Source organism: Paenibacillus sp. P5_B5, assembly GCF_056400365.1.
In genome coordinates this window covers 235,533-259,814 of sequence record NZ_JBFULK010000002.1, presented here as the reverse complement: position 1 = coordinate 259,814, position 24,282 = coordinate 235,533, and the positions used below count along the sequence as shown (strand labels likewise).

26 protein-coding genes are annotated in these 24,282 nt (G+C 41.9%); 6 read left to right on the top strand and 20 right to left on the bottom strand.

Going from position 1 to position 24,282, the window contains the following annotated elements; translation table 11 throughout:
• The first annotated feature begins 46 nt into the window (after window positions 1-46).
• The 4 genes from AC1DOK_RS03865 (at window position 47) to AC1DOK_RS03850 (ending at window position 3,520) form a co-directional block, all read left to right on the top strand.
• The gene (locus AC1DOK_RS03865) at window positions 47-928 is read left to right on the top strand and encodes an ABC transporter ATP-binding protein (protein ID WP_477552912.1); all 882 of its coding nucleotides are present in this window, start codon (window positions 47-49) and stop codon (window positions 926-928) included.
• A gap of 61 nt (window positions 929-989) precedes the next feature.
• A complete protein-coding gene (locus tag AC1DOK_RS03860) occupies window positions 990-1,736 on the top strand; it encodes an ABC transporter permease (RefSeq protein WP_477552911.1) in 747 nt (248 codons plus the stop codon).
• Entirely contained in the window at window positions 1,737-2,918 is a 1,182-nt protein-coding gene (locus tag AC1DOK_RS03855) for a histidine kinase (protein ID WP_477552910.1), read from the top strand.
• The gene (locus AC1DOK_RS03850) at window positions 2,915-3,520 is read left to right on the top strand and encodes a response regulator transcription factor (protein ID WP_477552909.1); all 606 of its coding nucleotides are present in this window, start codon (window positions 2,915-2,917) and stop codon (window positions 3,518-3,520) included. Before AC1DOK_RS03855 ends, AC1DOK_RS03850 begins: the two co-directional genes overlap by 4 nt.
• Window positions 3,521-3,529: 9 nt before the next feature.
• Here AC1DOK_RS03850 and AC1DOK_RS03845 read toward each other — a convergent pair whose 3' ends face one another.
• Window positions 3,530-4,729 (bottom strand): DNA glycosylase AlkZ-like family protein, encoded by a 1,200-nt coding sequence (locus tag AC1DOK_RS03845; protein WP_477552908.1) that lies wholly within the window; start codon window positions 4,727-4,729, stop codon window positions 3,530-3,532.
• A gap of 84 nt (window positions 4,730-4,813) precedes the next feature.
• On the opposite strand from AC1DOK_RS03845, the gene AC1DOK_RS03840 reads away from it, so the two are divergent.
• Window positions 4,814-5,149 (top strand): hypothetical protein, encoded by a 336-nt coding sequence (locus AC1DOK_RS03840; RefSeq protein ID WP_477552907.1) that lies wholly within the window; start codon window positions 4,814-4,816, stop codon window positions 5,147-5,149.
• A gap of 177 nt (window positions 5,150-5,326) precedes the next feature.
• Here the strand turns inward: AC1DOK_RS03840 and AC1DOK_RS03835 are convergent, their stop codons facing one another.
• The 16 genes from AC1DOK_RS03835 to AC1DOK_RS03760 all read right to left on the bottom strand — a co-directional run bounded on the left by AC1DOK_RS03835 (window position 5,327) and on the right by AC1DOK_RS03760 (window position 20,035).
• The gene (locus tag AC1DOK_RS03835; RefSeq protein ID WP_477552906.1) at window positions 5,327-6,322 is read right to left on the bottom strand and encodes a phosphotransferase enzyme family protein; all 996 of its coding nucleotides are present in this window, start codon (window positions 6,320-6,322) and stop codon (window positions 5,327-5,329) included.
• Between the two features lie 126 nt (window positions 6,323-6,448).
• The gene (locus tag AC1DOK_RS03830; protein ID WP_477552905.1) at window positions 6,449-7,258 is read right to left on the bottom strand and encodes an MBL fold metallo-hydrolase; all 810 of its coding nucleotides are present in this window, start codon (window positions 7,256-7,258) and stop codon (window positions 6,449-6,451) included.
• A 13-nt stretch (window positions 7,259-7,271) separates the two neighbouring features.
• A complete protein-coding gene (locus tag AC1DOK_RS03825) occupies window positions 7,272-7,823 on the bottom strand; it encodes a class I SAM-dependent methyltransferase (protein WP_477552904.1) in 552 nt (183 codons plus the stop codon).
• Window positions 7,824-7,865: 42 nt separating this feature from the next.
• Window positions 7,866-8,768, bottom strand: coding sequence for an SDR family oxidoreductase (locus AC1DOK_RS03820; RefSeq protein WP_477552903.1), 903 nt, complete (start codon window positions 8,766-8,768; stop codon window positions 7,866-7,868).
• A 68-nt stretch (window positions 8,769-8,836) separates the two neighbouring features.
• On the bottom strand, window positions 8,837-9,904 hold the full coding sequence (locus AC1DOK_RS03815) for a saccharopine dehydrogenase NADP-binding domain-containing protein (RefSeq protein ID WP_477552902.1): 1,068 nt from the start codon (window positions 9,902-9,904) through the stop codon (window positions 8,837-8,839).
• Between the two features lie 289 nt (window positions 9,905-10,193).
• Window positions 10,194-11,033, bottom strand: coding sequence for an undecaprenyl-diphosphate phosphatase (locus AC1DOK_RS03810; RefSeq protein WP_477552901.1), 840 nt, complete (start codon window positions 11,031-11,033; stop codon window positions 10,194-10,196).
• Window positions 11,034-11,036: 3 nt separating this feature from the next.
• Complete coding sequence (locus AC1DOK_RS03805; protein ID WP_477552900.1) at window positions 11,037-11,765, bottom strand: ABC transporter permease; 729 nt, start codon at window positions 11,763-11,765, stop codon at window positions 11,037-11,039.
• On the bottom strand, window positions 11,758-12,684 hold the full coding sequence (locus tag AC1DOK_RS03800) for an ABC transporter ATP-binding protein (RefSeq protein ID WP_477552899.1): 927 nt from the start codon (window positions 12,682-12,684) through the stop codon (window positions 11,758-11,760). Before AC1DOK_RS03800 ends, AC1DOK_RS03805 begins: the two co-directional genes overlap by 8 nt.
• A gap of 122 nt (window positions 12,685-12,806) precedes the next feature.
• Complete coding sequence (locus AC1DOK_RS03795; RefSeq protein ID WP_477552898.1) at window positions 12,807-13,718, bottom strand: sensor histidine kinase; 912 nt, start codon at window positions 13,716-13,718, stop codon at window positions 12,807-12,809.
• Window positions 13,711-14,415: a response regulator transcription factor gene (locus tag AC1DOK_RS03790; RefSeq protein ID WP_477552897.1), complete on the bottom strand. Its 705-nt coding sequence runs from the start codon at window positions 14,413-14,415 to the stop codon at window positions 13,711-13,713. The genes AC1DOK_RS03795 and AC1DOK_RS03790 overlap by 8 nt, the downstream gene beginning before the upstream one ends.
• Before the next feature lie 219 nt (window positions 14,416-14,634).
• Window positions 14,635-14,925, bottom strand: coding sequence for a DUF6509 family protein (locus AC1DOK_RS03785; protein ID WP_477552896.1), 291 nt, complete (start codon window positions 14,923-14,925; stop codon window positions 14,635-14,637).
• Between the two features lie 67 nt (window positions 14,926-14,992).
• A complete protein-coding gene (locus AC1DOK_RS03780; protein ID WP_477552895.1) occupies window positions 14,993-16,441 on the bottom strand; it encodes an N-acetylmuramoyl-L-alanine amidase in 1,449 nt (482 codons plus the stop codon).
• Window positions 16,442-16,664: 223 nt separating this feature from the next.
• Window positions 16,665-17,657 (bottom strand): hypothetical protein, encoded by a 993-nt coding sequence (locus AC1DOK_RS03775; RefSeq protein ID WP_477552894.1) that lies wholly within the window; start codon window positions 17,655-17,657, stop codon window positions 16,665-16,667.
• Between the two features lie 48 nt (window positions 17,658-17,705).
• Complete coding sequence (locus AC1DOK_RS03770) at window positions 17,706-18,695, bottom strand: hypothetical protein (protein ID WP_477552893.1); 990 nt, start codon at window positions 18,693-18,695, stop codon at window positions 17,706-17,708.
• Between the two features lie 290 nt (window positions 18,696-18,985).
• Window positions 18,986-19,462, bottom strand: coding sequence for a transcription elongation factor GreA (greA, locus tag AC1DOK_RS03765; protein ID WP_477552892.1), 477 nt, complete (start codon window positions 19,460-19,462; stop codon window positions 18,986-18,988).
• A gap of 102 nt (window positions 19,463-19,564) precedes the next feature.
• Entirely contained in the window at window positions 19,565-20,035 is a 471-nt protein-coding gene (locus AC1DOK_RS03760) for a GNAT family N-acetyltransferase (protein ID WP_477552891.1), read from the bottom strand.
• 203 nt (window positions 20,036-20,238) lie between these two features.
• Between AC1DOK_RS03760 and AC1DOK_RS03755 the strand changes: the two genes are divergently transcribed.
• Window positions 20,239-21,018, top strand: a complete 780-nt coding sequence (locus AC1DOK_RS03755) for an IucA/IucC family C-terminal-domain containing protein (protein ID WP_477552890.1) — start codon at window positions 20,239-20,241, stop codon at window positions 21,016-21,018.
• Window positions 21,019-21,187: 169 nt separating this feature from the next.
• On the opposite strand, the gene AC1DOK_RS03750 is transcribed toward AC1DOK_RS03755, so the two are convergent.
• Genes AC1DOK_RS03750 through AC1DOK_RS03740 form a run of 3 tightly spaced genes read right to left on the bottom strand, consistent with a single transcriptional unit; the run spans window position 21,188 to window position 24,080 of the window.
• Entirely contained in the window at window positions 21,188-22,006 is an 819-nt protein-coding gene (locus tag AC1DOK_RS03750) for an ABC transporter ATP-binding protein (RefSeq protein WP_477552889.1), read from the bottom strand.
• A gap of 26 nt (window positions 22,007-22,032) precedes the next feature.
• Window positions 22,033-23,073: a FecCD family ABC transporter permease gene (locus tag AC1DOK_RS03745; RefSeq protein WP_477552888.1), complete on the bottom strand. Its 1,041-nt coding sequence runs from the start codon at window positions 23,071-23,073 to the stop codon at window positions 22,033-22,035.
• Window positions 23,070-24,080: a FecCD family ABC transporter permease gene (locus AC1DOK_RS03740; protein WP_477552887.1), complete on the bottom strand. Its 1,011-nt coding sequence runs from the start codon at window positions 24,078-24,080 to the stop codon at window positions 23,070-23,072. Before AC1DOK_RS03740 ends, AC1DOK_RS03745 begins: the two co-directional genes overlap by 4 nt.
• Between the last annotated feature and the right edge of the window lie 202 nt (window positions 24,081-24,282).

Genomic DNA, 24,282 nt, shown 5'->3' with positions numbered 1-24,282 from the left:
GGACATAACAAGTGAAACACACCATAACAAATAAGGATGATGAGCCATGACATTCATAATCGAAGCTAAGAACGTAGTGAAGCAATTTGGCAGCTACCGAGCTGTTGATCAAATAAATTTGAAGTTTGAAGCAGGAAAAATAAGCGCATTACTTGGCCCAAACGGAGCAGGTAAAACGACTACAATATCGATGATTCTTGGCTTAATTAAGCCAACCTCTGGTGAAATTAGCGTGCTTGGCAAGCCTGCAGGAACAAGTGAATTACGGCAGCGTGTAGGGGCATTGATGCAGGAGGTAAAGGCAGCCGACGGATTAACAGTGGTGGAAGTACTGAAATTGTTCCGTAGCTATTATGCGAATCCAATGTCCTTAGAGCAGCTTCTAGACATTTCCGGTCTTCACTCAGAAGCTAAGCGTCGTGCATCCACGCTCTCTGGTGGGCAGCGTCGCAGACTTGCTTTTGCTCAAAGTTTAATTGGCAATCCTGAGCTGATCGTGCTTGATGAACCAACGGTGGGAATGGATGTCGAGGCGAGAATACGCTTCTGGGACACGATTCGGGCATTGGCAGCTAATGGACGCTCTGTATTGCTCACGACACATGATTTGCATGAGGCAGATGCAGTTGCTGATCATATCAGCATTATCGCAGGCGGTCGAATCGTAGCTGAAGGAACTCCGCAAGATTTGAAGAAACAAAGCGCACTTCGTACCGTATCGTTCCAAGCCATACACCCACCTCAAGAAGATGAATTACGTAAGCTACCAGGTGTTGAGAAAGTGGAGATGCTTCAATCCCGTATCTGCTTACATGTGAAACAAACAGATGAACTACTTACTCTCTTATTGCAGCAGGACTGGGGCGTATCCGATATCGAAGTCCACGCAGCTAATTTCGAAGATGCATTCCGGTCACTTACGAAATAATCAAGTAAACCAAATAAAACTTATTAAACTAACTAAAACATCATTCCAGGAGGAATTCACCATGAATATGAACATGTTAATTAGCCAAACAAAAGCCGAAAGCTTACGTATTATACGCAGCCCTTTTTTCCTACTATTCTCGATCTTAATGCCGCTTGCTTTCTACTTCTTATTCGCAAGTTTAAGCGGTGCCAATAAAACGATTGAATCCACAACGTATGCCCAATATTCCTTAATGTCGATGACGGCATTCAGCTTGATCAGCACAGCAATGAGCCAATTCGGAATCCGTATTTCTTATGAGCGTCGCGATGGTTGGGTTCGTCTGCTCAAGTTAACTCCACTTAAGTCATCCATCTGGATTGGCAGCAAAATGATTGCACACATGGGTGTTCACCTTCTTACGATTCTCGTTATTTTCTCTGCTGCACACCTTGCTTATGAATTGGATATGACATTAACAGAGTGGGTCCTATGCGGCTTATGGTTATGGCTCGGTAGCTTGCCGTTTCTAGCAATCGGCGCTTTGCTTGGTACGATGAAAAATGCTGATGCGGTCGTCGCTATAGCGAATGTCCTGCAGATGGCACTTGCCATTCTCGGTGGCCTCTGGATGCCGCTTCAAGGACTGCCTAACTGGATTCAGCAAATCGGAGTATGGCTACCATCTTACCGTTACGCGCATGGTGCGTGGAATATGTTAAGCGGAAGTGCGCCAGTATCGCTCGATTGGGCAATTCTTCTCGGCTGTGGAATCGTGTTTATGGTATTATCGGGATACATACTAAATCGACGGGAAGCAGTGTAAATGAAACCCATTCGAGACAAATTATTTCCGGCAAATGAAGGCCTCTTACCTCTCATCTCTCTTGCTAATCTATCAGTACCCTTATTCTTACTTCTTCGCGAGCCACCCCTGAAACTTGGGATCGGGCTCGCTTTGCTGCTTGTATTCATTGTAGTATACCGAGAGCAATTCTGGAGAAAAGCGTATGTACAGCTATTTATCATCATTCAACTGGCGATTGTTTTGGCTTTCATTACTTTCTACCATCCTTTCTATGCCTATATTGCATTTCTCATTGCTTTACCGCTGAGCAGGCAAAGTTTACGATTTATAAGTATAATCGCGGTTATTTTTGCCGTCTTGGGCGTGGTGCTTGCCTTCCCTCTTTATACCAAAATGGGTGTGGTGCTTCCGCTCATTTTATTACCGCCAATGTTTGGCATATGCATCATGCCGTTTATCATCCGCAGTCAGATGCAGATGGCTGAGCGGCTGAAGGCAGCGACCGAGCAATTGGAACGAATGGCACAGCAGGAAGAGCGTCAACGTATTGCGCAAGAGCTGCATGATACACTTGGTCATACGTTGTCTCTGATTTCTCTCAAGGGAGATTTAATGAGTAAATTGATTAAGCGTGCACCAGAAAAAGCGCTTGAGGAAGCACATGAGATAAGCGAAACAGCAAGAGCTGCTCTTAAGCAAATGCGAGAGCTTGTGACAACGATGCGTGTTGTAAGGTTGCATGATGAGTATACTCATGCCAAGGCCTTGTGCGCAGCGGCAGGGATTTCAGTTAAAATTACAGATTCGTGCTATGGAACGGATTTCGATCAGGATACAAGGAGCGGTGCACCCACCTCCAGTTTCGAACGCTTGCCGCTTTCACCACTGCAGGAGTCAATCCTTGCTATGTGCTTTCGGGAGACGTTAACAAACGTCGTTCGTCATAGCCGTGCGACTCATTGCAGCGCTACGCTTGAAATTGAAGACGGATTGGTGCGGCTGACGATTGCCGATGATGGGGCTGGAATCGATCAAGAACGTATGAAGCAGGCAAACGGAAGTGGAATCGTTGGACTCAAGCAACGACTTGCACTCGTGGATGGGTACTTGACTCTAGATTCGGAGCCGGACCAAGGAACTAAGCTCACATTACATATTCCGCGAACAATACGTAATGAAAGGATAGGTGCAACAGGATGATTCGTGTCATTCTTGGAGAAGATCAGAAGCTATTGAGAGTCGCGTTAGCAACTCTTTTATCGCTGGAAGACGATATAGAAGTAGTAGGACAAGCCGAGAATGGGGAAGAGGCGCTCGCACTTATTCAGAAGGAAGAGCCCGACATTGCTATCCTCGATATAGAAATGCCTTTAAAAACGGGACTGGACGTTGCTGAAGCCGTCAATAAGCTAGGGTTAACTTGCAAGGTGCTAATACTCACCACGTTTGCGCGGCCGGGATATTTTCAAAGGGCGATGACAAGCGGGATCGGTGGATATCTATTAAAAGAAAGCACAAGTGACCAATTAGCCGATGCCATCAGGCAAGTATATGAAGGCAAGAGAGTGATCAGCCCAGAGCTATCACTCGCCGTCTGGGATGACCCCTGTCCACTATCTCCGCGTGAGCGGGAGGTGCTGCGTTACGCTGCACAAGGGATGACGCTCCAAGACATTGGCGCAGCTCTATTCTTGTCGCATGGCACCGTACGCAATTACATGTCTGAGGCCATCAGCCGAGTTGGCGCACATACCCGAATCGAGGCGATCACGATCGCCCGCGATAAAGGCTGGCTGGATTAATAGGATCACTTAGACTCCCAAATCGACAGTTGTACATTGATTATAGTTTGCTAATCTATGAATAGCTTGAACAAGACTGTCTTGATAGAGATCTTGCGATTGAACACTGTCCTCCCACCACAAAGACTTCAATGTTAAGGTCTTCGTTTTCTTATCCGTACTCAATTCAATTCGTCCAATCAGTTTAGCATCGCACAAAATGGGTAATACATAATAGCCGTATTTTCTTAACTCGATTGGTGTATATACTTCCCATTTGTAATCAAAATCAAATAACACAGCGATAAACTTACGATCCCATAACAGATTATCAAGAGGCGCAAGAAATCGGATTGTCCCACTGGACTCGGGTTTCTTCTGCATGACCTCTTCTAACAGCGGGATATTCTTCCGATCTATATATACAGGGTGTTTTAAGCCATCTACTTGCAATTCAGCAATCTTATCGTCCTGAAGCAAGGCTACGAAAGCTCTCTTACGCTGTTCACTCTTAAAATTATTAACACCCAGCCAAGCATCACTAGGTCTGTTCCAAAGCACGCCAATACTATTCATTCGCCTCAGCACTAGCCATTGCTCGTATGCTTCATTTGTTTGGTTAGGATCTGAAGCCGTATATAGTTGACTCGGAATATGTCGCTCTGCTAAACCATAATACCTGCGAGTGCCCTTCTTATGATGAACAACAGCAAGCCCTGCATAGCACATACATTCTAGTGCCGCCTTCGCAAGACGTTGTGGGCCATAATGCCAGCTAACCTTCTCTTCGAGAGCAAAGTCAGATGAACAAGCAGATTCATGCTCATGTAAATCATTCGTTATTTGCTGTATGACCTCGCTGTACTGTTCACACCAGGATAGAAATTTTTGTCGGTATCTCGAAAAATAAGGCCAGTCTTCAACAGTGCAGATGGACATACACTTATCCCATACATCAAACAGACTTCGATTCTTGTATAAGAAGGTATCAATATCACCTTTGAGATAAGTAGGGCAACGAGCCTGAAGCACGAGATCTGGATTTCTCCCTACCACATCAAGAGGATCGTATTGTATACAGCCAACCTTACGGATATACGCTACGATCTGATTCTGATCTAAGGCTGTCTCGTCCGTCAAATGATGGTATGTAACTAGGAATTGCCGTAATTGCTCTCTCGTTATCGTCATTGATTTCATTTTAGCACCAACCTTATTTAATCTATCCATCTACCTGTAATTTAACATATCACTTGTAATCTCCTGCTATAATCCTATACAATAAGAACATATATTCGTAATAGAGGTGACGAAATGATCGACACAGCTTCAGTTAAGGTCAAAATTGAACCCTTACATACCAACGAGAAGAAGCGATTTTTCAGTGCAGTGAATAAAGCTTTACGAAGTAGAGAGCCATATTTTTACCTAGAAGGAGATATTACTTACAGTATTTCACATGAAAATACCTACCTTATGATTTCTGCAGCAGAAGAATCCTCCTTACCCAATGCAAGCATATATCCAGTTCTCATGAACCAATATGGAGAGGCTGATATGACTTGTGTAAAGAATAGCGCGCTCAATCCTAGAGTTAAGATTTTTAATATGGGCTGGCAAATGGATAAAATTCGAGTGGATAAACGATGATGCGTGGTAGAAGAAATATATGCCTAGCCTGAAACATGCAAGATCTACTTGCGCAGAAAACTTACATCAAAAAAAGAAGCTTACCCCTTAAAATAGATAACTCTACTTTGGGGGCAGGCTCCTTGAGTCCCTGTTTACTTATTGAATGTCTAATTGTTTACATGGGTGTCTAGTTAATTATTGAATGTCTAGCTCCATACATGGAATCCCTTGTTCAATCTCATGGAGATTGTACTCTAACCATGCCTTCTTATCTTGATCGGCTGAATTACCGAACTCTTCAAATAGCAATAAGAAAAGCTCCAAACGACGCTTCTCAATGAATAACGGCAGATGAACGAGCCACTTGGAATCCAATTGATACTCACGATTGTATCCTTTCATGAAGGATGTTAGAATCCCGTTCGCTAGTTCGGATATTCGCTCCTTGTCGTATTGCAGCATGCTGCGGTTTCCAAACACTGAACCATAATAGACCGCCATCGCAATGTCCTGCAAGAAATAATCATACCCACAATCGTCGAAGTCAAAGGCAATCATTTGCCCATTATGTACATGAAAATTTCCATGATGCAGGTCGCGGTGACATAAGCCATAAGCACCTGCTTCATGCGGAAGTGCATTAATCTGCGCATCTACTTGGAGTAGCTTCTCGTAAGCCATCTTCTCGATCTCACTAAACTTCGATAGATCGAAATCGATCTTATCCTGATGTGGTCTCGGGATCATGCCTTCTGGCAACTCATAATTCTGCTCCAAAGCATGCATGGTTCCCGTGATTTCTCCCCACTGCTCGAATAACTGTGGTCCCCAATCCTTATGTCTTGCATCAATATGTCCACCGGGTGCTTTCACGAATAAAGTCAGAATGAACGTCTCATTCTCTCTAGAAATACACTCCATCAAATTACCCGAATCAAAAGCAACTGGGCTCGCGATTTGTACCCCATGCTTAGCCAGATAGTCCATAAAATGCATCTCTGAGGCCATCAGTTCAACTGAACGGTGAGAGTCATGCGTGACACGCAGAATGAGAGCTCTACCTTCACGTTCAAAACCATAGATCACATTTTCAAAGCCGCCAATATGCTTTAACGCTTCCTTCTGTATTCCAATGATATGAGCTGCTTTAGTCAGCATTTCATCATCAAATCGATTTTCCCAACTTGGCACTACAACAACCACCTTTCAACAACTAGTATGTGAATTCAACTTCATACACCCTCGCTTTAAATCCTATTTAGGAATGAATCAGCAATGGTAAATAGAGCATCCTCCCAATCAGGAGAAATGATTAGCTTATGTCTTATCCCTGGTTGGTAAAGTTACCTGCATCCCTGTTATCGCTAGCTTAACGTTCTCCGGTAATGGATAGGGATAATTCAGATCCACCCCATGTCCCATGTGCGTATAAATCACTTGCTCAGCTCCTAGCTCTTCAACAAGCTGCGCTGCCTCTACCATATCGTACACAGAACGTGATGCAAACTCGGCTTCCTCATAGTAGAAGCTTGTCCCTAGAATAAGAAGGTTCAAATCCATTAAGAATTCTTTCTGCTCCGATTTTAGATCAATCGCATCCGAGCAGTACGCAAAGCTGAACGCATCTCGAGTGAAACGATACGCATACGAATAACCATTCTTTCCATGGCACACCTTACACCAAGTGATCCTCCAACCACCGAAGCAAAGCGTCCCCTCTTGCGATTGAAGTGATTCTAGTGCTATATATTTCATATGATTGGTTAACCAAGGATATTGTCCATTAATGATAGCGAGTACCTCTTGTGGAGCAAAGATGCTCCCTGTATTCCCCGTCCACCGGCAGGCATCCACCCATTCGGGTAACCCTCCGATATGATCAAAATGTGCATGTGTGATTAGCGCCCGCTCCATACCTCGCATGTGAAGAGCCTCTGTTTGCACGCGCCAATCAGGACCGCAGTCGATCAGTAAATCACCTTCATCCGTACGTAATAGGACTGACGAGCGGTAACGCCGATTCACGCCAGTACGACGTGCTTCCGTGCAAATTTCACAATCACAATATACCCGAGGAACTCCCATTGCATCTCCGGTTCCTAGAAATTGTAGAATCGATTCTGACATACGTTACGTCTCCTCACATATGGCGGTACACATACACCTTCGTTTGGTATAAATCCCGACAAGTAATGACTCGTTCAGGCTCCCAATCAGGAAGCACAAAGCAAACACTGATCATATACGCTCCCGGTTTTAATTGCTCACGAAGTAATGGGCTTAACTTTCGCATCGCCCCAGGAAAGAGGTAGCAGACGACTAGATCTGCATTATGATAAGCGCAAGTGTAAATATCACCTCTGTTAAAAGTAACATTCGAGTGTACACGTAACCTTTTAACGAGCTGAGATACTCCTAATGGAATCCATGAATTCTCGATCCCTTTCACCTGCCATGAAGGACATGCTTTTGTCAGATGAAATGCTAGTGTCCCCCAGCCAGAACCTGCTTCTATCACGGAACCTCCGCTACCGATTCGATTCATTTCACCTACCACTACTCGCCGAACGGCAAAGGATGAAGGCATCGGAGATATCCCATTTCTTAAGCTCCTATATACAATGGACAATATGGCAAGTAACACAATTGCTACTACGAATAAAGATACGATTGGATAGATTAATGCTGCCATAATGAATTCCCTATACCCCCCTTTATACTTGAGGATAGCACTCTAGTTGGTGGCATCGTTATTTATATGATATCTGTACTGAGTCGCTTGTTCACTCCAGTCCCAGAATCGCTTAGCATCTTCAGATGAGCCAGCTCGCTGTGACACCGGAGCTACTTTACGTTTGAAATAATACTGTCCCGACTTCCCTTCCACATCACTTGAGGTTGCCAAATACAGCGCAGTCGCTGACCCTTGTTCTGGAGTGAGAAAGAATGGTTTAAGTAGCTTATGAATAAAAGCACCGAATCCAGTTTGACGGTCAACCCCGATCTGAGTGGATACTGCGCCGGGATGCAAGGCATTAACCGTAATCGAAGTATTCTTCAACCGATTCGCCAGTTCCTTCATGAACCAAATATTCGCAAGCTTGGAGCGACCATATGCCGCCCAAACCGTGAACTTCTTCGACATATGTATATCCTCATAATTCATGCGCCCTATTTTGTGAGCCCCTGATGAGACGATAATAATGCGGCCTGCTTGGCTTTGCTTCAAGAGAGGGATTAGCAATCCTGTCAGTACAAAATGCCCAAGATGATTCACTCCAAGCTGCTGCTCAAAGCCTTCCTTGGTTTGTTCTCGTTTTAAGGTGACGACACCAGCATTGTTAATCAGTATATCAATATGCTGACATCTCTCTGCAAGATCAGCAGCAGCTCTGCGAACACTGTCCAGCGATGCTAGATCACAAATCACAAGCTCAGCATCCTTCCGACCGCTTCGACCGTTCACATACTCAACAGCTAATCGACCTTTCTCCGCGTTACGCGCAAGCAAGTAAACCTTCATTCCATACTCGGAAGCCAGCAGAGCAGCAGTTGCTTTACCCATACCACCGCTTGCTCCTGTAACAACGGCTATTCGCTGGACAGTTGACGAAACAGACATTCGGACATTTGACATGCAATTACCTCCTAATGATGGCACTAACCCAGCCGTATATAAACCGTAAGCTTACTCTTTACTCCGCTTTAAATATCGTGTGAATCCATATCGATTACAATATTAGGGCAATTTATTACGGATAACAATTCATCTAAACTTGTTACTTCAAAAGGACAAACTACACCTTTCACGTTTTTGTGTTGAGCAATTTTTGCTAATGATGCCGTAACCATTGCTGTTGTATGATAATCAGAAAAAGTAGATAAAGATAATATTTTTACCCTCTTTTTATTATCAACTATTCCTTTTACCTCAACAGTAAGAAAAGCATTTTCATTTTTATTAGGATTATGTTTTACTAGCTTAGAAAGAAATTTATTATTAACCTTATGAATAATTCCAATGAAGCCTATTTTTCTTAGTAAAGACACCTGTTTATTGAAAGCATTAATATTCCAAGAAGTCCAATAGTTTATAGGCTTAGTTGTTAATTTGTCTTTTAATAGAATTCTCTCTGAATGATCTATAAGCCTTACTTCTTTTTCCTTATAGTGATTAAGAAAATACATTTTTCTTTTTTTAGTAAATCCAGATATAACTTTGTTTTGAAAATTTATTGGTTGAGCAATTATCTTTAACATATCTAAAATCCCAGATACTCCCGCTTTAGCATTCGTATTTTGTAATAATCCAACGCTTACTTCTTCTACTTCTTGAAAATTTGAGACAGCTTCTTTTACCATTAAACCTGATAATCCAGGGAAAAATCCTGACATAATAACCGATCCTATATCATTTTTTTCTGCACTTTCATTTAGCTCATTTACTTTCTCTATAAAGTCATAAAACGGTGTAACATCTATACATAATATCTTATTTTCGATACATGATTTTTGGATATTAGGAATTATCTGTTTTAATACAACTACTACAATATCAACATTCTTAATTACTTGTTTTACATTTTCTTCATCATTTACATCTAAATATTGAAATTGAACGTCTCTGTTAAAAGAGTCTGCTAATTTCTTTCCTCTTGTAGTCTTATAATCTGTTACTATTAAATTTATTTTATTTTCAAATATTCTTAGTAACTCAATGCAAACTAATTTACCAAGAGCGCCAGATGCTCCAACAACCATAATTTTTTTCATGATTTTTAATACCTGCTCCTCATTAGAACTTTATTAAATTTTAACCTATTTCATTACGGTTTTATTTAAATCTTCTTTAACTATCATAAGTATCTGTCATTTGAAATACAAATGATGTTCCACCACGCTTGCGAGGTTTGCGTTCTGTAATACCACGTTTCCCTTTTCAGAGTATAAGAAAAAGGTCTCGTCTATTTCAACGAAACCTTAATCCATTCGTTCCCTTTTCAAGTTCGGTAAAGAACTGTATTTGTTGTATCCGAAAATGCTGGAGAAAGTTGCATATATCTTATAGTGCAAATCCTACTAGAAGGATAATAACCGCAAAAATCATGCGATAGATGGCGAAAATTCGCATTGGCTTTCTTTGAAGATAGGAAATAAATTGTTTAATAACGACTAGAGCAACGATGAACGATACGACGAAGCCGACGATGAGTGAAATAATCTCTTGCGATGTTAGAACCGCGAATCCGCCAATCTTCACAAGCTTCAAGAAGCTCATGCCGACCATAACGGGAATAGCTAAGAAGAATGAGAATTCAGCAGCTGCCACCGTAGACAGACCAGATACCCATCCACCGATAATAGTCGAGGCCGAGCGAGACATCCCCGGAATAATGGCTAAACATTGGAATAATCCAATGATCCATGCTTGTTTTACCGTGACCTTTAATTCATGACCCTCTGCCCTGTTGTTACGAAATTTATTCTCAGCGTAGATCATCAAGACCCCACCTACGAATAAAGTGATGGCAATCGATACTGTATTGAACAGGTATTGCTCCGCTATATCATCAAATAATATGCCTAGGACCCCACCAGGAATACAAGCAATCACAATCATCAGCCAGAATTTGAATCCTGACTTCTCATATCCAACCTTCTTAGGAAAAAAGTTAACTAAAGTTCCTTTGATTTTTTGCCAATAGAGAACGACTACTGCAAGTATGGCACCAAGCTGGATGACATAGGTGTACATCTCCACATAATTTGGTGTTGTCCCTTCAAAGCCCATTAAATTTTGAAAAATAACCAAATGTCCCGTTGAAGATACAGGCAGAAACTCCGTTATGCCCTCAACAATACCTAAAACAATCGATTTTAAAATAAACCATAAATTATCCATTATCTAAATATCCACCTTTTTGAAATAAAGAATAGTTGCTGCGAATCCCACAATTGCTGTAACAAAAATTGAAATAAACGAATAGATCGGCGAATATTCAGGGACGAACTGATTCTCTGCGATAAGTAGCACAGCTGACCAAGGATATAACGCTTTATACTCGTTGTTTATAATCATGAGATTAATCATCGTGAGTACAGCTGTAAAAATAATTGTTGGCACAAAATTCTTGAATAGCAGCGTTACAAATACGACAGGTGTCGAAAGTAGAAACAATAAGCTACCGCCTATAGCATACTGCTTTAGTGATTCTAATACAACTGTAAGGCTCAGACCTTGCATTTGTCCAATGACTCCAAATCCAAACGTTAATCCCCAAGAAACAAAGGTCAATATCATAAACCAGATAAATAGCAGCATAAACTTGCTCAGAAGAAAGCTAGTTCTTGACACTGGAATGGTCAGTATACTTTTCAAAGTATCCTCTTCATATTCTCGGCTGATTAAATACGTTGTCACAACGCCAAAGATCAGAACGTTAGTCAGCATAATTTGGTTCATATTCGTGTTCGCCATAAACTCAGCAAAAGTAATGGAATCCCTTTCGATTCTACTACTATCAAGATAAGCAATAAAACTGACGATTGGAGCAGCAGAAGCACCCAAGAGACTGACCAGGAACATTTTGGCTCGCTTTAGCTTCAGGAGCTCAGTTAAGAATAAATTAACCAATCGTCCCACCTCCGATCAGCTTCACGAAGTAATCTTCAAGATTATCCTCGCTTAGAGCAATTTTGGAGACATCGATATCATGCTCTACCAATAAGCGATTAATCTGGGCTTGTTCACCGTGATGGGAGTAAACCCGAATGCAGCCTTGCTCATGTACTTCATAATCGTCAATCTGATAATGCTGCTCCATCAGCATAACTGCTTTATTCGGATTTGATACTTGAAACTCAAGATATCGACGATTTCTTCTCTGAATTTCTTGAATTGTGATTTCCTCGATCAGCTTCCCTTGATGGATAACTCCAACGACATCCGCTAGCTGCTCTATCTCACTTAGTATGTGACTAGAGATGACAATCGTTACACGCTTCTCTTTGCACAAATCGGTTAAAAAGCTGCGCATCTCTTGTATACCGATCGGATCAAGACCGTTAATGGGCTCATCCAGAATCAATAGCTCTGGTTCATGCATAATAGCGGCTGCTATCCCTAGCCGTTGCTTCATGCCCATGGAATATTGAGATACCAATTTCCGAGGTTCCTGATCGAGACCCAATCTAGCAAGAGCATACTCGGCAGCATCTGAGCGGTGAACTCCCCGCAGGCGTGCTAGAATATCAAGATTCTCCCTTCCCGTCAGATTCTGATAGAATCCTGGAGCTTCAATGATCGAACCAATCCGCCCATAGATTTGCTTGCTATTCGACGACTGTACCGGCTTACCAAAAAGCTGAATTTCGCCAGAGGTTGGCTTCACCAGCCCCATAATCATACGAATTGTCGTTGTCTTACCAGCACCATTACGTCCTAATAGCCCATAGATGCATCCTTTAGGAACATGAAGATTAACTGCATCAACCGCTATTTGCCCATCATACTTCCTGGTTAGCGCCTTGGTTTCTAGAATCCACTCCTGCACCCGTAATCACTCCTTGTCATCTCTGTTGTTATACGACTTATAGTTCAATTGTACTTAGCAGTTCTGACATGGAGCTTACGCAATTCTTACTTTTTCTTACTTTGGTTAACTTCGATTCTTTGCTATTTCGGAAGAGAAACTCGTACAGCCGTTTTCACATATGGCTTGCTCGTCATCTGAATGGCTCCATTCATCTTCTGTACCAAATCCTTGGCAATAGCCAGACCCAGTCCATGCCCCTTCGTCGATCTTGAAGAATCCACTTTATAAAGGCGATCGAACGCTTTATCTATTTCCTCAGCTGCAAGCCCGGTACCCTTATCCCATACTTCAAAATGAACATATGCCTCGTCGGTCCAAGCTGTTACACCAATGAATCGACCGTCTTTACCATATCGCATCGCATTCTGAAGCAAATTGCTCAAAATACGTTTTACCGCATGCGGGTCGCCTACAATATAGCTTTCATCATCCGGCATATCGACCTGCAGCTCTATATTTGCTTGCTGTAGTATAGGAATAAAGCCAATCAGCTCACTTCGCAACAGCTCGTAGAGATCAATTGGCTCAGAGACTAGCTGCATTTCGTCAGCATCTAGCTGGGCAATCGTAAACAGCTCGTCCATATATTCCTTTAATGAGTAGGCTTTATTACGTGCAATCTGTAAGTATTCATCCGCCTCATGACCAGCCTTACCTTCATAGAGAGCATCCAAGTAACCTAACACGGAGGTCAAGGGTGTACGCACATCATGTGATAAGTTCGATAGCAGCTGTTTCCTTGCCTTCTCCGTTCGAAGCTGTTGGACTTGAACCTTCTGATAAGAATCTACAAGTTCATTAATCTTAAAAATTAAGGGAGCAATCGACTCCTTAGCTCCTACATGAATCCTGCGATTTTCATTACCTGCAATAATGTCCTCTAGCGTATGTAAAGTTTCCTGAATGCGGCTCCGACTCTGTCGTTCACGATAAATAAAGAATGATATAACAAACACTAGTATGACAATAAACCAGATCCATTCGTTACTCATGACCCGCATCTCCATTAAATTTATAGCCCATTCCCCATGCAGTCACGATATAGATAGGGTTCTCAGGGTCTGGCTCCAGCTTCTTACGTAGTCTTCTAATATGTACCATAATATTGTTATCATCATAAGCGTACTCATCCTGCCATACGTTCTGATAGATTTGCTTCTTCGTAAAGATCTGCCCCGGAAAGGAAGATAGAAAATACAGCAAATCATATTCCTTGCCTGTCAGTCCAAGATCTTGTCCCTTATAAGTGGCACGCATATGCGCAGGATCAATCACAAGTGGACCATAGGTTCTGCAATTGGGCTTTGCTTCAGCAGCACCTAACACCATATAACGACGAATCAAGGATTGCACTCTGGCCGTTAATTCAGACAAGCTAAATGGCTTGGTGATATAGTCATCCGCTCCTGACTTCAGCCCCAGCACCTTATCCATCTCATCACTTTTGGCTGTGAGCATAAGAACGGGTGTGTTCTTGTTCTCCCTAATGCGAGCAAGAGCTGTAATCCCATCCATTACAGGCATCATAACGTCCAAAATAATGAGATGGTAGTCACGATGATGTAGAAGCCTTAAGCCTTCTGCCCCATTATGAGCGACCTCTGCCTCGTACCCTTCCATCTCCATACACTTCTTAAGCAATCTGCATAAATCCGTATCATCATCTATGATTAGAATGTTTGTGGACATGACTAAGCCTCCGATCCATCTTCAAGCACAATTCTAGTATAACGAAATTGAGATTCGTAACCAAGCAGTCCTCGTTGTGCCGTCTTTACAAAGGCGAGTACGTTTCTTAAGGTGATACTTAGCAAGCCGATAGATATAGATGCTATATCAATCAAATAAAGGCTCATTCCCCTTGTAACAAGTAGGAATAAGCCTTTTACACAAACCTTCAGTTGTACTTTAAGCCTCTACATAATGCTCTTTACAGAAAGTCGTTAACGCTGCTTCTTCGTCTTCTTCCATATCGAAGTCGAGGTATAGATCGGTCGTTTTCTCGTAAAAATCATATTTGGTAATACGTAATTGATCACCATCCACTGCAAAAATAACTCTTACATAGACGCCATTCTCTGAATAAAGCTCATCATCCTCCGGAACGTCTAGATCAATCAAAAATTCATATCTTTCTCCAGATAAAATCCCAAATGGGTCTTTAACTAGTTCTACGCTGTATTCTTTGATGTTCAGCATGTCCTCATCCTTTCAACAATTCTAACCTCTATTATACACACTCTCGCATGTGATGATGCTGAAGAAATTACAGTAAGCCAAGCTCGGCTTTAATCCCATTCACAATTTGCTTGGCTACGCGCCACTGGAACTCATCCGTAAACATGATCGCTTCTTCTTCAGGGTTGGTCAAAAATCCAATTTCGAGTAGGATCGCCGGCATCGTCGTCGTGCGTGTCACGTTAAGATCGGTTTGCTTAACTCCTCGATCTTTGAACTGTGTACCTTGCAGCAAATACTTATGCATCGTTTCTGCAAAAGCTAGGCTTTCACTCCGGGTATAATGCGTCTCTGTTCCGCGTGCAATCGGATTGCGATCCTCCACACTATTCGTATGAATGGAGACGAATAAATCTGCATTTGCGTTATTCGCAATAGGAGCACGGGCTGACAGCGCTAGTTCAACATCCGTATCTCGTGTTAATAGAATATGGAGCTTCTTTTCTTGCTTAGCTAGTTCGGCAACCTTCATTGTGATCGCTAGGTTCAAGTCATCTTCATGTAGATTTCGAACACTAACGGAGCCCACTTTGCCGCCATGACCTGCATCTAGAACGACCGTATAGCTGTCTTTGGGCTTCACAGGAATCGTAGGTGTAGGCGGCCCAGGATTACTAGGATCTACTGGATCTACTGGATTTATAGGATCTACCGGGTTAATCGGTTTCACAGAGCCTGTACCACCCGGTGTTGTTACTGTCGACTTACTAAACGCAATGGATATCAGTCCCTTGCCATCTCGTGTCATCTTATAATCTAGTTTATCCTTCATGTCTACAACAAAACGAGTCGTATTAGGCGATGTACTAAACATCGAAAAACGAATAATATAAATGGAGGCATGGTTCGTTATCGCGCTTTCCCCTTGACCAAGCGGCTGAAACCCAAATTTGCGACTGAATTCATCAGAGAAATAAGCATTAGGGATGTCAATGACAATACGATTGGGCTCTGACAACACCATAATTTTAGGTTCCACATCACGATCCAGCGTAATATTTAAGCGATCATTTACAAAGACAAGATCTTTCACTGAGCGGTCATCGGAACTGACATTAGGACCACTGGGATTTTTAGGCGTCGATAAATGAACGGATTTGGTCGCGTTATCCCATCCAACCTCAAGTCCCAAGCTTTCTCCAACAAACCTCAGCGGGACTATAGTCACGCCATTAACAATCGTTGCTGGAACATCAAGCTTAACCACTTGTTTATTTACGAGTGCCTCTTTCTTATCTATTGTAAGTATAATCGTTTGTTTACTATTACTAATTGAGATTGTCTTCGTTTCATGCTTCCAACCAACTGTATAACCTAGTTTCTCAGAAACTACCCGAACAGGTACAAGCACAGAATTATTCATTTGAACAATAGGCTCTTGCATATGTATACGATTACCGTCTAGATATAATAAAGGCTGTGAATCCGCCTTCACCATCTGTGGCATGATAAGGCAACTTACAACTGCTATGATCATTAAGCTACAGCATAAGCGCAATCGATTTAATGGTATGATCATGGTGAATCCCTTCGTATTGTTAGTGCAATAGTAAATCTAGTATATCATCCTTCTAGTAAAGAATAGTGATACACATGTAACAGTATTGCAAATTGATAGCCAAAGAAACGCATCCGTCCATTTAGGGCGAATGCGTTTCTTCATGTGAATACGAGTGCGTATAGGTGCTATAAACTTACACTTACTCCGTATATGCAGCTGATGTATCGATACCTACTGTGCTAGCTTTAGCATCCCATGTAACTGCAAAGTCGATTGCTTTCGCAATATCTCTTAGCTTGAAGTAGTTGTTATCGTTAATGTTGTAAGCTGTAAGCTGAAGCTCTTGACCGTTCAGATACAGTTTGGACTCCGTAGATTTAGCTTCTTTAGCTGCCGGGTTAGCAGATACCGTAAGCTCGTTGCCATCAGACGTATAAGCTGCACCAGTCGTTAAACTAATCGCATTCTTAGCGCCGTCCCATGAAATTTCGAACTGCTTATCTGTTCCATTAACAACCTTTGCGAGGTCACGTAATTTGAAGTAGTTGCTACCTGCAATTTCGTAAGCTTCAAAAGCAACTTCTTTACCGTTAACAACAACTTTAGAAGCAGCAGGCTTAGCTGAAACTGCTTCAACCTTCAGTGGTTCTTCTGCTGAAGCGTTTGAACCACCTTTATTTTCGAACATGAAATAAAGAGTAGGTGATGTGAATAAGTCGTTAGATCTATAATCATCATCATAAACAATGAAGTCTAGTGTTAAAATGTTGCCTTCGACAATGTCTTTGATAACTTTATCTCCTAATGTAAACTTTGGGGCATAAACGAGACTGCCATTCACGAATTTCTCTTGATAGACCCCTCCTATAAAATCACCATCAAAAATGTTGGGATAGGAAGCAATAATGTTTGCTTTCTTATCCGTTGTAATGATTTCATAAATTGGATATGTACCATCCGCATTTTTTTGCGGCATTTCTACGACAATTATATCTAAAGGATATTCCTTGCCAGCATAACTCTTTTTTATTATTTTGTGCTCGATAAAATTGGGAACAATCAGTTTATAGCTGCCCTTCTTGTCCAAATTGATTTCCTCGCCCTTCATCTCTGCTGCAAATGCGGGCGCGGCAATGCTTGATACTAGCATTATCATCATAAGAATCATTACAAATGCTTTAAATTTTTTCATAATTACCTCCATAGAAGAATAAAACAGACATTTTAAGTCTGGTATACCTTATTCCATATAGCCAGCTGATGTATCGATACCTACTGTGCTAGCTTGAGCATCCCAAGTAACTGCAAAATCAATAACTTTCGCGATATCTCTCAATTTGAAATAGTTGTTATTGTTAATTTCATAAGCTGTAAATTGAACCTCTTCACCATTCACATAAACCTTAGCTGACGTAGACTTGGCATCCTTTGCTGCAAGGTTAGCTGATACAGAAAGCTCGTTGCCATCAGACGTATAAGCTGTACCAGTCGTTAAACTAATCGCATTCTTAGCGCCGTCCCAATCAACCTTGAATTGCTTGCCTGTTCCATTTACGACCATTGCAAGATCACGCAGCTTGAAATAGTTGCTGCCTGCAATTTCATAAGCTTCAAATGCCACTTCCTTGCCGTTAACCATAACTTTGGAAGCAGTAGGTTTCGCTGAAACAGCTTCAGTCGTTGTTGGTGTTTCCTTTTCTGTGTTGCTTGCATCACCTTTATTGACAAACATGAAATTAATATCAATTACTTCCAGTAAGACATTAGAATCTTTGTCACGGAACATTAAGTCAAAATTGAAAACCTTATCTTTGCTAAAATCTTTTAAATCTTGCTTAGTATTAAATTGTGGATTGTACAGAAGACTGCTATTCTTAAATTTTTGTTCAAAGTTGCCTATTTGACCATCATCAAAAATTCCTGGGAAGGAGATGACAGAATCAGCATTCTTATCCGTTGTCACAATTTCAAAAATGGGATAACCGCCAGTAGCATCCTTTTGCGGAGTCTCTACAACGATCACATCTAAATCATATTCTTCATCATCAACCTCTACTGTTACTGTCTTATACTCGATTAAGTTTGGAATAATAATTTTGTAGCCAGAGTTCTCATTAATAAGATTGAATTGCTCGCCTTTAATCCCCGCTGCAAATGCAGGCACTACCGCAACACTTGAAACTAGCATTGTCATCAAAAGAACCATTATAATTGCTTTAACTCTTCTCAATCTCATCTCTTCCTTCCGATACTTTATTTGTTTTATAATAGTTAAACCCTTCCAATTTTATCAGAACTTTTTACACAATACTACAAAAAATGAGTAAATGAATCAATTTCATAATACCTTTAGCTGCTTCAATCGGGAGTATATATAGATCAAAACGCTTTAATTTGTCTATATATAGTTTCAATATAACCATTTAGATCAGTTATGAAATTGATTCAAATAACAAAAAAACTGATCCCATCGCAATTGCGAACGAGACCAGCTTTGCATCATTTTATTCCATTAGGCTATTATGCTCTGATTTCAAGTAACTCATATTTAATAATGCCCATTGGAGCGTCTACACTAATAACGCTGCCTACTTTTTTCCCAAGAAGCTCCTTACCCAACGGACTCTCATAGGAAATTTTGTTTTCCATAACATCTGCTTCTTCCGTACCCACAATCTTATATTCGATTTTCTCGTTGAACTCTGTATCGTTGAGCACGACCGTGGAACCAATGCTAACCGTTGAAAGGTTGAGTGAGCTAGAATCAACAACTCTTGCCTTATTGAGCATCTTCTCTAGAATGATGATTCTCGTCTCCATGAACGACTGATCATTCTTAGCAGAGTGATATTCACTATTCTCTTTTAAGTCACCATAGCTGATCGCCAGTTTAATACGCTCCGCTAATTCTTTGCGCTTCACATACTTTAGATCATCCAGTTCAGCTTGTAATTTATCGTAACCCTCTTGCGTTAAAAGCACTTCTTCATTTGACATTTTCACAGCTCCTAATTACTTTCTATATTCAATTCTAACCGATATGAGGTAAATAAGCGAAGGATAATCGAATATTATAATCAGATTCTAATCAGGTTAGTGTTATAAATTTTTGAGATACCACACATCACAGGAGTAATGTCCCGTATCACCAAGCGGCTGATCTAGCTCAGCAAAATGATGCTTCTTATAGAATTTATTTGCCGCTTCCATGTTATTCAAAGTTTCCAGATAGCACCGATCATAATGTAGACTAGCGAACGCTAATGCAGTAGTCATCAGCTGATGAGCGATTCCAGTTCCTCTAACCTCTTGCAAGCAATACATCTTTTGCAGTTCGCAGATTCCCTCCAGATTGTCCATCGGCCCAATTCCACAGCCTCCTACAATTCTTCCCTCATGCTCAGCAACCCAATACTTAGAACCACTTGTATCATATACTTCTGATAATCGACCCAAGTACGGATCTGCCCAAGCTAGACCTTCGCGGTCCCCTCCGAATTCCTTCAAACAAGTGCGAATGACTTCTTCTATCTGCTTATTATCTTTATCTTCAATTTCCCTAATAATCATGTCATTACCTCATTTATTATGATCTCTTATCTCTCTAAATCATGCAATTTTATTGTGTTTTTGACAACTCTTTTTGACAACTCTTTTTAACAAGAAGTATAGTTCTTGAAGAGGAATTAGAAAGATTATGCTCGAACTCTTTAATGTTAAGCATTTTATAAAATTTATATATCACACAAATACAACCACTAGTGGAGGATCTGATGCTTGTTCCTGAATATCCTTTGTTGCAAAGTAGATATAGCTTATATTTTCAGAATAAAGATGGAATCATCCCGGAGAGCCTACGATTACAAGGGTCACATGTTACCGATGAGGAAGCCTTAAATGATTTCTTATCCGTATTCGCGAGTGCAATCAACTCTCCCAAAAAAGAAGTAACCGGTTCGATCTTCATCAAACGTTACGTATCCCTTGTTGCTGGGGCCCTCCATGCCTTCTCGTTGCACAATCGATGCTTAGACTTGTCATTAGATCACATCCATCTCGTCCTGAAGAAGGATAAATTGTTCATCGTATTAGAACATGATGATGAGCCAGAAGCGGTTAGCTTGGTAGAGGATCGGAAAGAACGCAGGCGATTATTGCTCCATCATTTGTATCATACCAACATTAAACCTATGTGGAGTGCTGTTATACATGCTACGGGAATTAGCGGCTCGACACTGTGGGCAACATTATCCTATTTGCTTGCCTACTGGAAGGAAGAAGATCTTCGAATAACAGAATCCTTAGAACTGAGAAGTAGGATTGAAGAAGACTATCGTTTCTTCACAGACTATGCTTGGGTAGGTAGCTTTGCTGATTGCCCGATTAACCCGATCTATTCCCAGTTCAAAAAGGTGGACATAGACGGTGAACCTGTACTCCTTCGTGCGAAGTGCTGCCTTCAACATTGTTTGCCTGGCGAAGACCGCTCCTGTTACACATGTCCGCGTATTTCTGAGGAAGAGCGTTTGCGTAAGTACAAGGCACTCCATTAAGAAGTTAAGCCTACAACTGAATAGAAAACAAATGAAAGCGACCATTTCACGGTAATGAACCGGTAATGGTCGCTTCTTTGATTGCTATCCATTAATTAACTTAATGTAGTCACTCGTACTACGCATAAATCGCGCTAGATATTCGAAGTTCGAAGTTCGATGTTAGACGTTAAAAGTTAACTTCTACCTGCGAGGTTGAGTTTTTTCTCCCTTTGCCATGCGGTATGACCATAGGCGTGCCGAATAAAGGATCACTCGATACCACACACTCCATATGGAAAACGGAAGAAATCATCTCTGCATTAACAATCTCTTCTGGCTTGCCTGAAGTCCAAATCTGATGGTCTTTAATCGCAACCATATGATGTGCATAACGACTAGCCAAATTAATATCGTGTAGAACCATCACAATCGTCCGGTTCTCTGTTTCATTCAGTTCAAACAAAAGATCAAGCACGTCAACTTGATGGGCTAGATCAAGGTATGTCGTTGGCTCATCTAGCAGAATCGTGTCGGTGCCTTGCGCAAGAGTCATGGCGATCCATGCCCGTTGCCGCTGACCGCCCGATAAGGAGTCTACCGTTCTCTCTGCGAATGGCGCCATATTGGTTGAATCAAGTGCTTGTCTGACGATTTGTTCATCTTCTTGCGACCACTGACGCATCCATGATTGGTAAGGGTATCGCCCTTGCTTAACGAGCTGCAGAACAGTTAGTCCTTCGGGAGCTATAGGTCCCTGTGGTAGAATAGCGAGACGCTTCGCTACTTCTTTCGTGGGTAGCTTGGCAATTTCATGGCCATCTAATAGAATGCTCCCTGCTCTGGGCTTAATCAGCCGTGCCAAAGAGCGCAGTAAGGTCGATTTACCACACCCGTTACTGCCCACAAACACAGTAATCTTGCCTTTCGGAATGGTAAAGTTCAGATCATCAAATATGCGTGTATCTCCATAAGCAAGGCAAAGGTCATTGGCTTCTATAGCACTCATATGCCATACTCCTCTCTATATCCCGATTAGTGATTGCGATGACGGTACAACAAGTAGACAAAGAAGGGCGCACCGACAATAGCGGTAAACACACCTGCTGGAATATCAAGAGGCGCAAACACGGTGCGACCAATTAAATCAGCTATTAGCAAGAGTAACGCACCTAGGAGTGCAGAAACAGGAAGTACGCCTCCAAAGGATGGGCCCACCAGTCGCCTCGCGATATGCGGCGCCATTAGCCCTATAAAAGAAATTGCGCCCCCTATAGCAACCGCTGCCCCAGCCAAGCCAACAGCTAGAATAAGCAGGATAAGCCGATGCTTCTGAACCCTGCTGCCAAGTCCTAATGCGGTATCATCCCCAAGCTCTTGTACATTCACATGGCGAGTGTACAGATAAGCAATCGGAATCAGCAGAAGCATCCAGGGTAGCAGCGGTAATACATCCTTACTCCAAGATGTGCCGTAAATACTTCCCGACATGAAGGTTAAGGACTTCTGCGCAAGTACGGGTGGTGCAGAAATGAGCAGCATGTACGTGATGGAAGTGAAAGCTGCATTCATTCCGATTCCGATTAAGACTAGTCTTAGGGGGGAAACCCCCTTTTTCCAAGCCATCAAATAAATGAAGAACGTAGAGATGAATGCGCCTAGAATTGCGCCAACAGGCAACAGATGAATACTTAATGTTTCGGCAAAGAAATAGAAATACGTGACTGCACCCAGAGTGGCACCGCCTGTAATTCCGACGATATCTGGTGAAGCAAGTGGATTACGAATCATGCCCTGAAGAATGGCACCCGATACCCCTAAAGCAGAACCTACTAGAATTGCAACAATAATCCGTGGTAAACGCAAATTATAAATAATCACACTATGCGAGCTGTCAGTGGCTGAGCCGAATAGCGCTAGAATAGTATCTAATGGATTGATTTTAACACTGCCGCTGCCAATACTAATTATGGCGACGATTAGCATGAGTAGAGTGAGGATTAGGCTAACCGCCAGCACCCTCCGACTTAGCATAAAGGAGTAGTTTTTACCTCTTACCGTTATATATTTACTCATTTCAGATCCCCTCCTCTGCGCGCGATATAAACAAAGAAAGGAACTCCAATGATCGCTGTCATCACCCCAACAGGCACTTCCTTCGGCATGGCGATGAACCGAGAGCCTATATCAGCCGACAGTAGAAGTAACGCACCTAACAGCACACTGTAAGGGATAACCCACCGATAATCGCTACCAACCAGATAACGGGCCATATGAGGAATAATAATGCCGACAAATGCGATCGGCCCAGCAACAGCAACAGAACCTCCTGCAAGCAGGAGAATAATGATTACAGCAAGCACCTTAATAACAGCCGTTCTCTGACCTAAGCCTGTTGCGACATCTTCCCCCATGCTGAGCACATTAAGGTGACCCGATATAAATAACGCAAGCAGAACGCCGATTAATAAATAGGGAGATACGACGGTAAGCATGTCCAATTCCCGATCGGCCACAGAGCCTACAAGCCAGAACAGAGTCTGCTCAAAAGCCTTACCATTCGTTAGCTGAATGCCCTGCGTTAAGGAGGAGAAGAAGGCCGTCATCGCCGACCCAGCCAAGGTCACTTTAAGCGGAGTCAGTCCATCTTTGCCAAGAGAGCCAATACCGTATACTAGTGCAACTGTAATAGCGGCACCAATGAATGCCACCCATGTTAGTCCTATGTATGAAATATCTGAATACAAAGAAAAAGTAGCTACGATGAAGAATGCCGCACCTGCATTAACGCCCAGAATACTTGGGGAAGCTAGTGGGTTTCGTGTAAGTGCCTGCATGTAAGCCCCTGCTACAGCAAGGGAAGCGCCAACGGAAGCAGCGATGAGGGCCCTTGGTACACGTGTATTTCTAATAATCAGATGCTCGTTAGACCCATTGAAGGATGTATAGGATTCGACCACCGTTTTTAGCGAAATCGGGGTAACACCGAACAGTACGCTGCAGATCATTGCGATGATGACTAAACCTAATAAAACCAACAAACCGATCGATTTATTTGATTTCGATAATATTCCAATATTCATTCCCATCTACTCCGCCTATTGTAATTTGAAGCTATTTCGATCCTAAACCCAAGTTAAATTGTAGGAGACGAACTTTTATCTGTCAATGAGTTTGAGAATCATTTTCAAATAAACTATTGACACTACTATTAACATCCAATATTATTATTTTGTCAATGGTAATGATAATCATTTTCACTTAATTCATTTAAAATCATATATA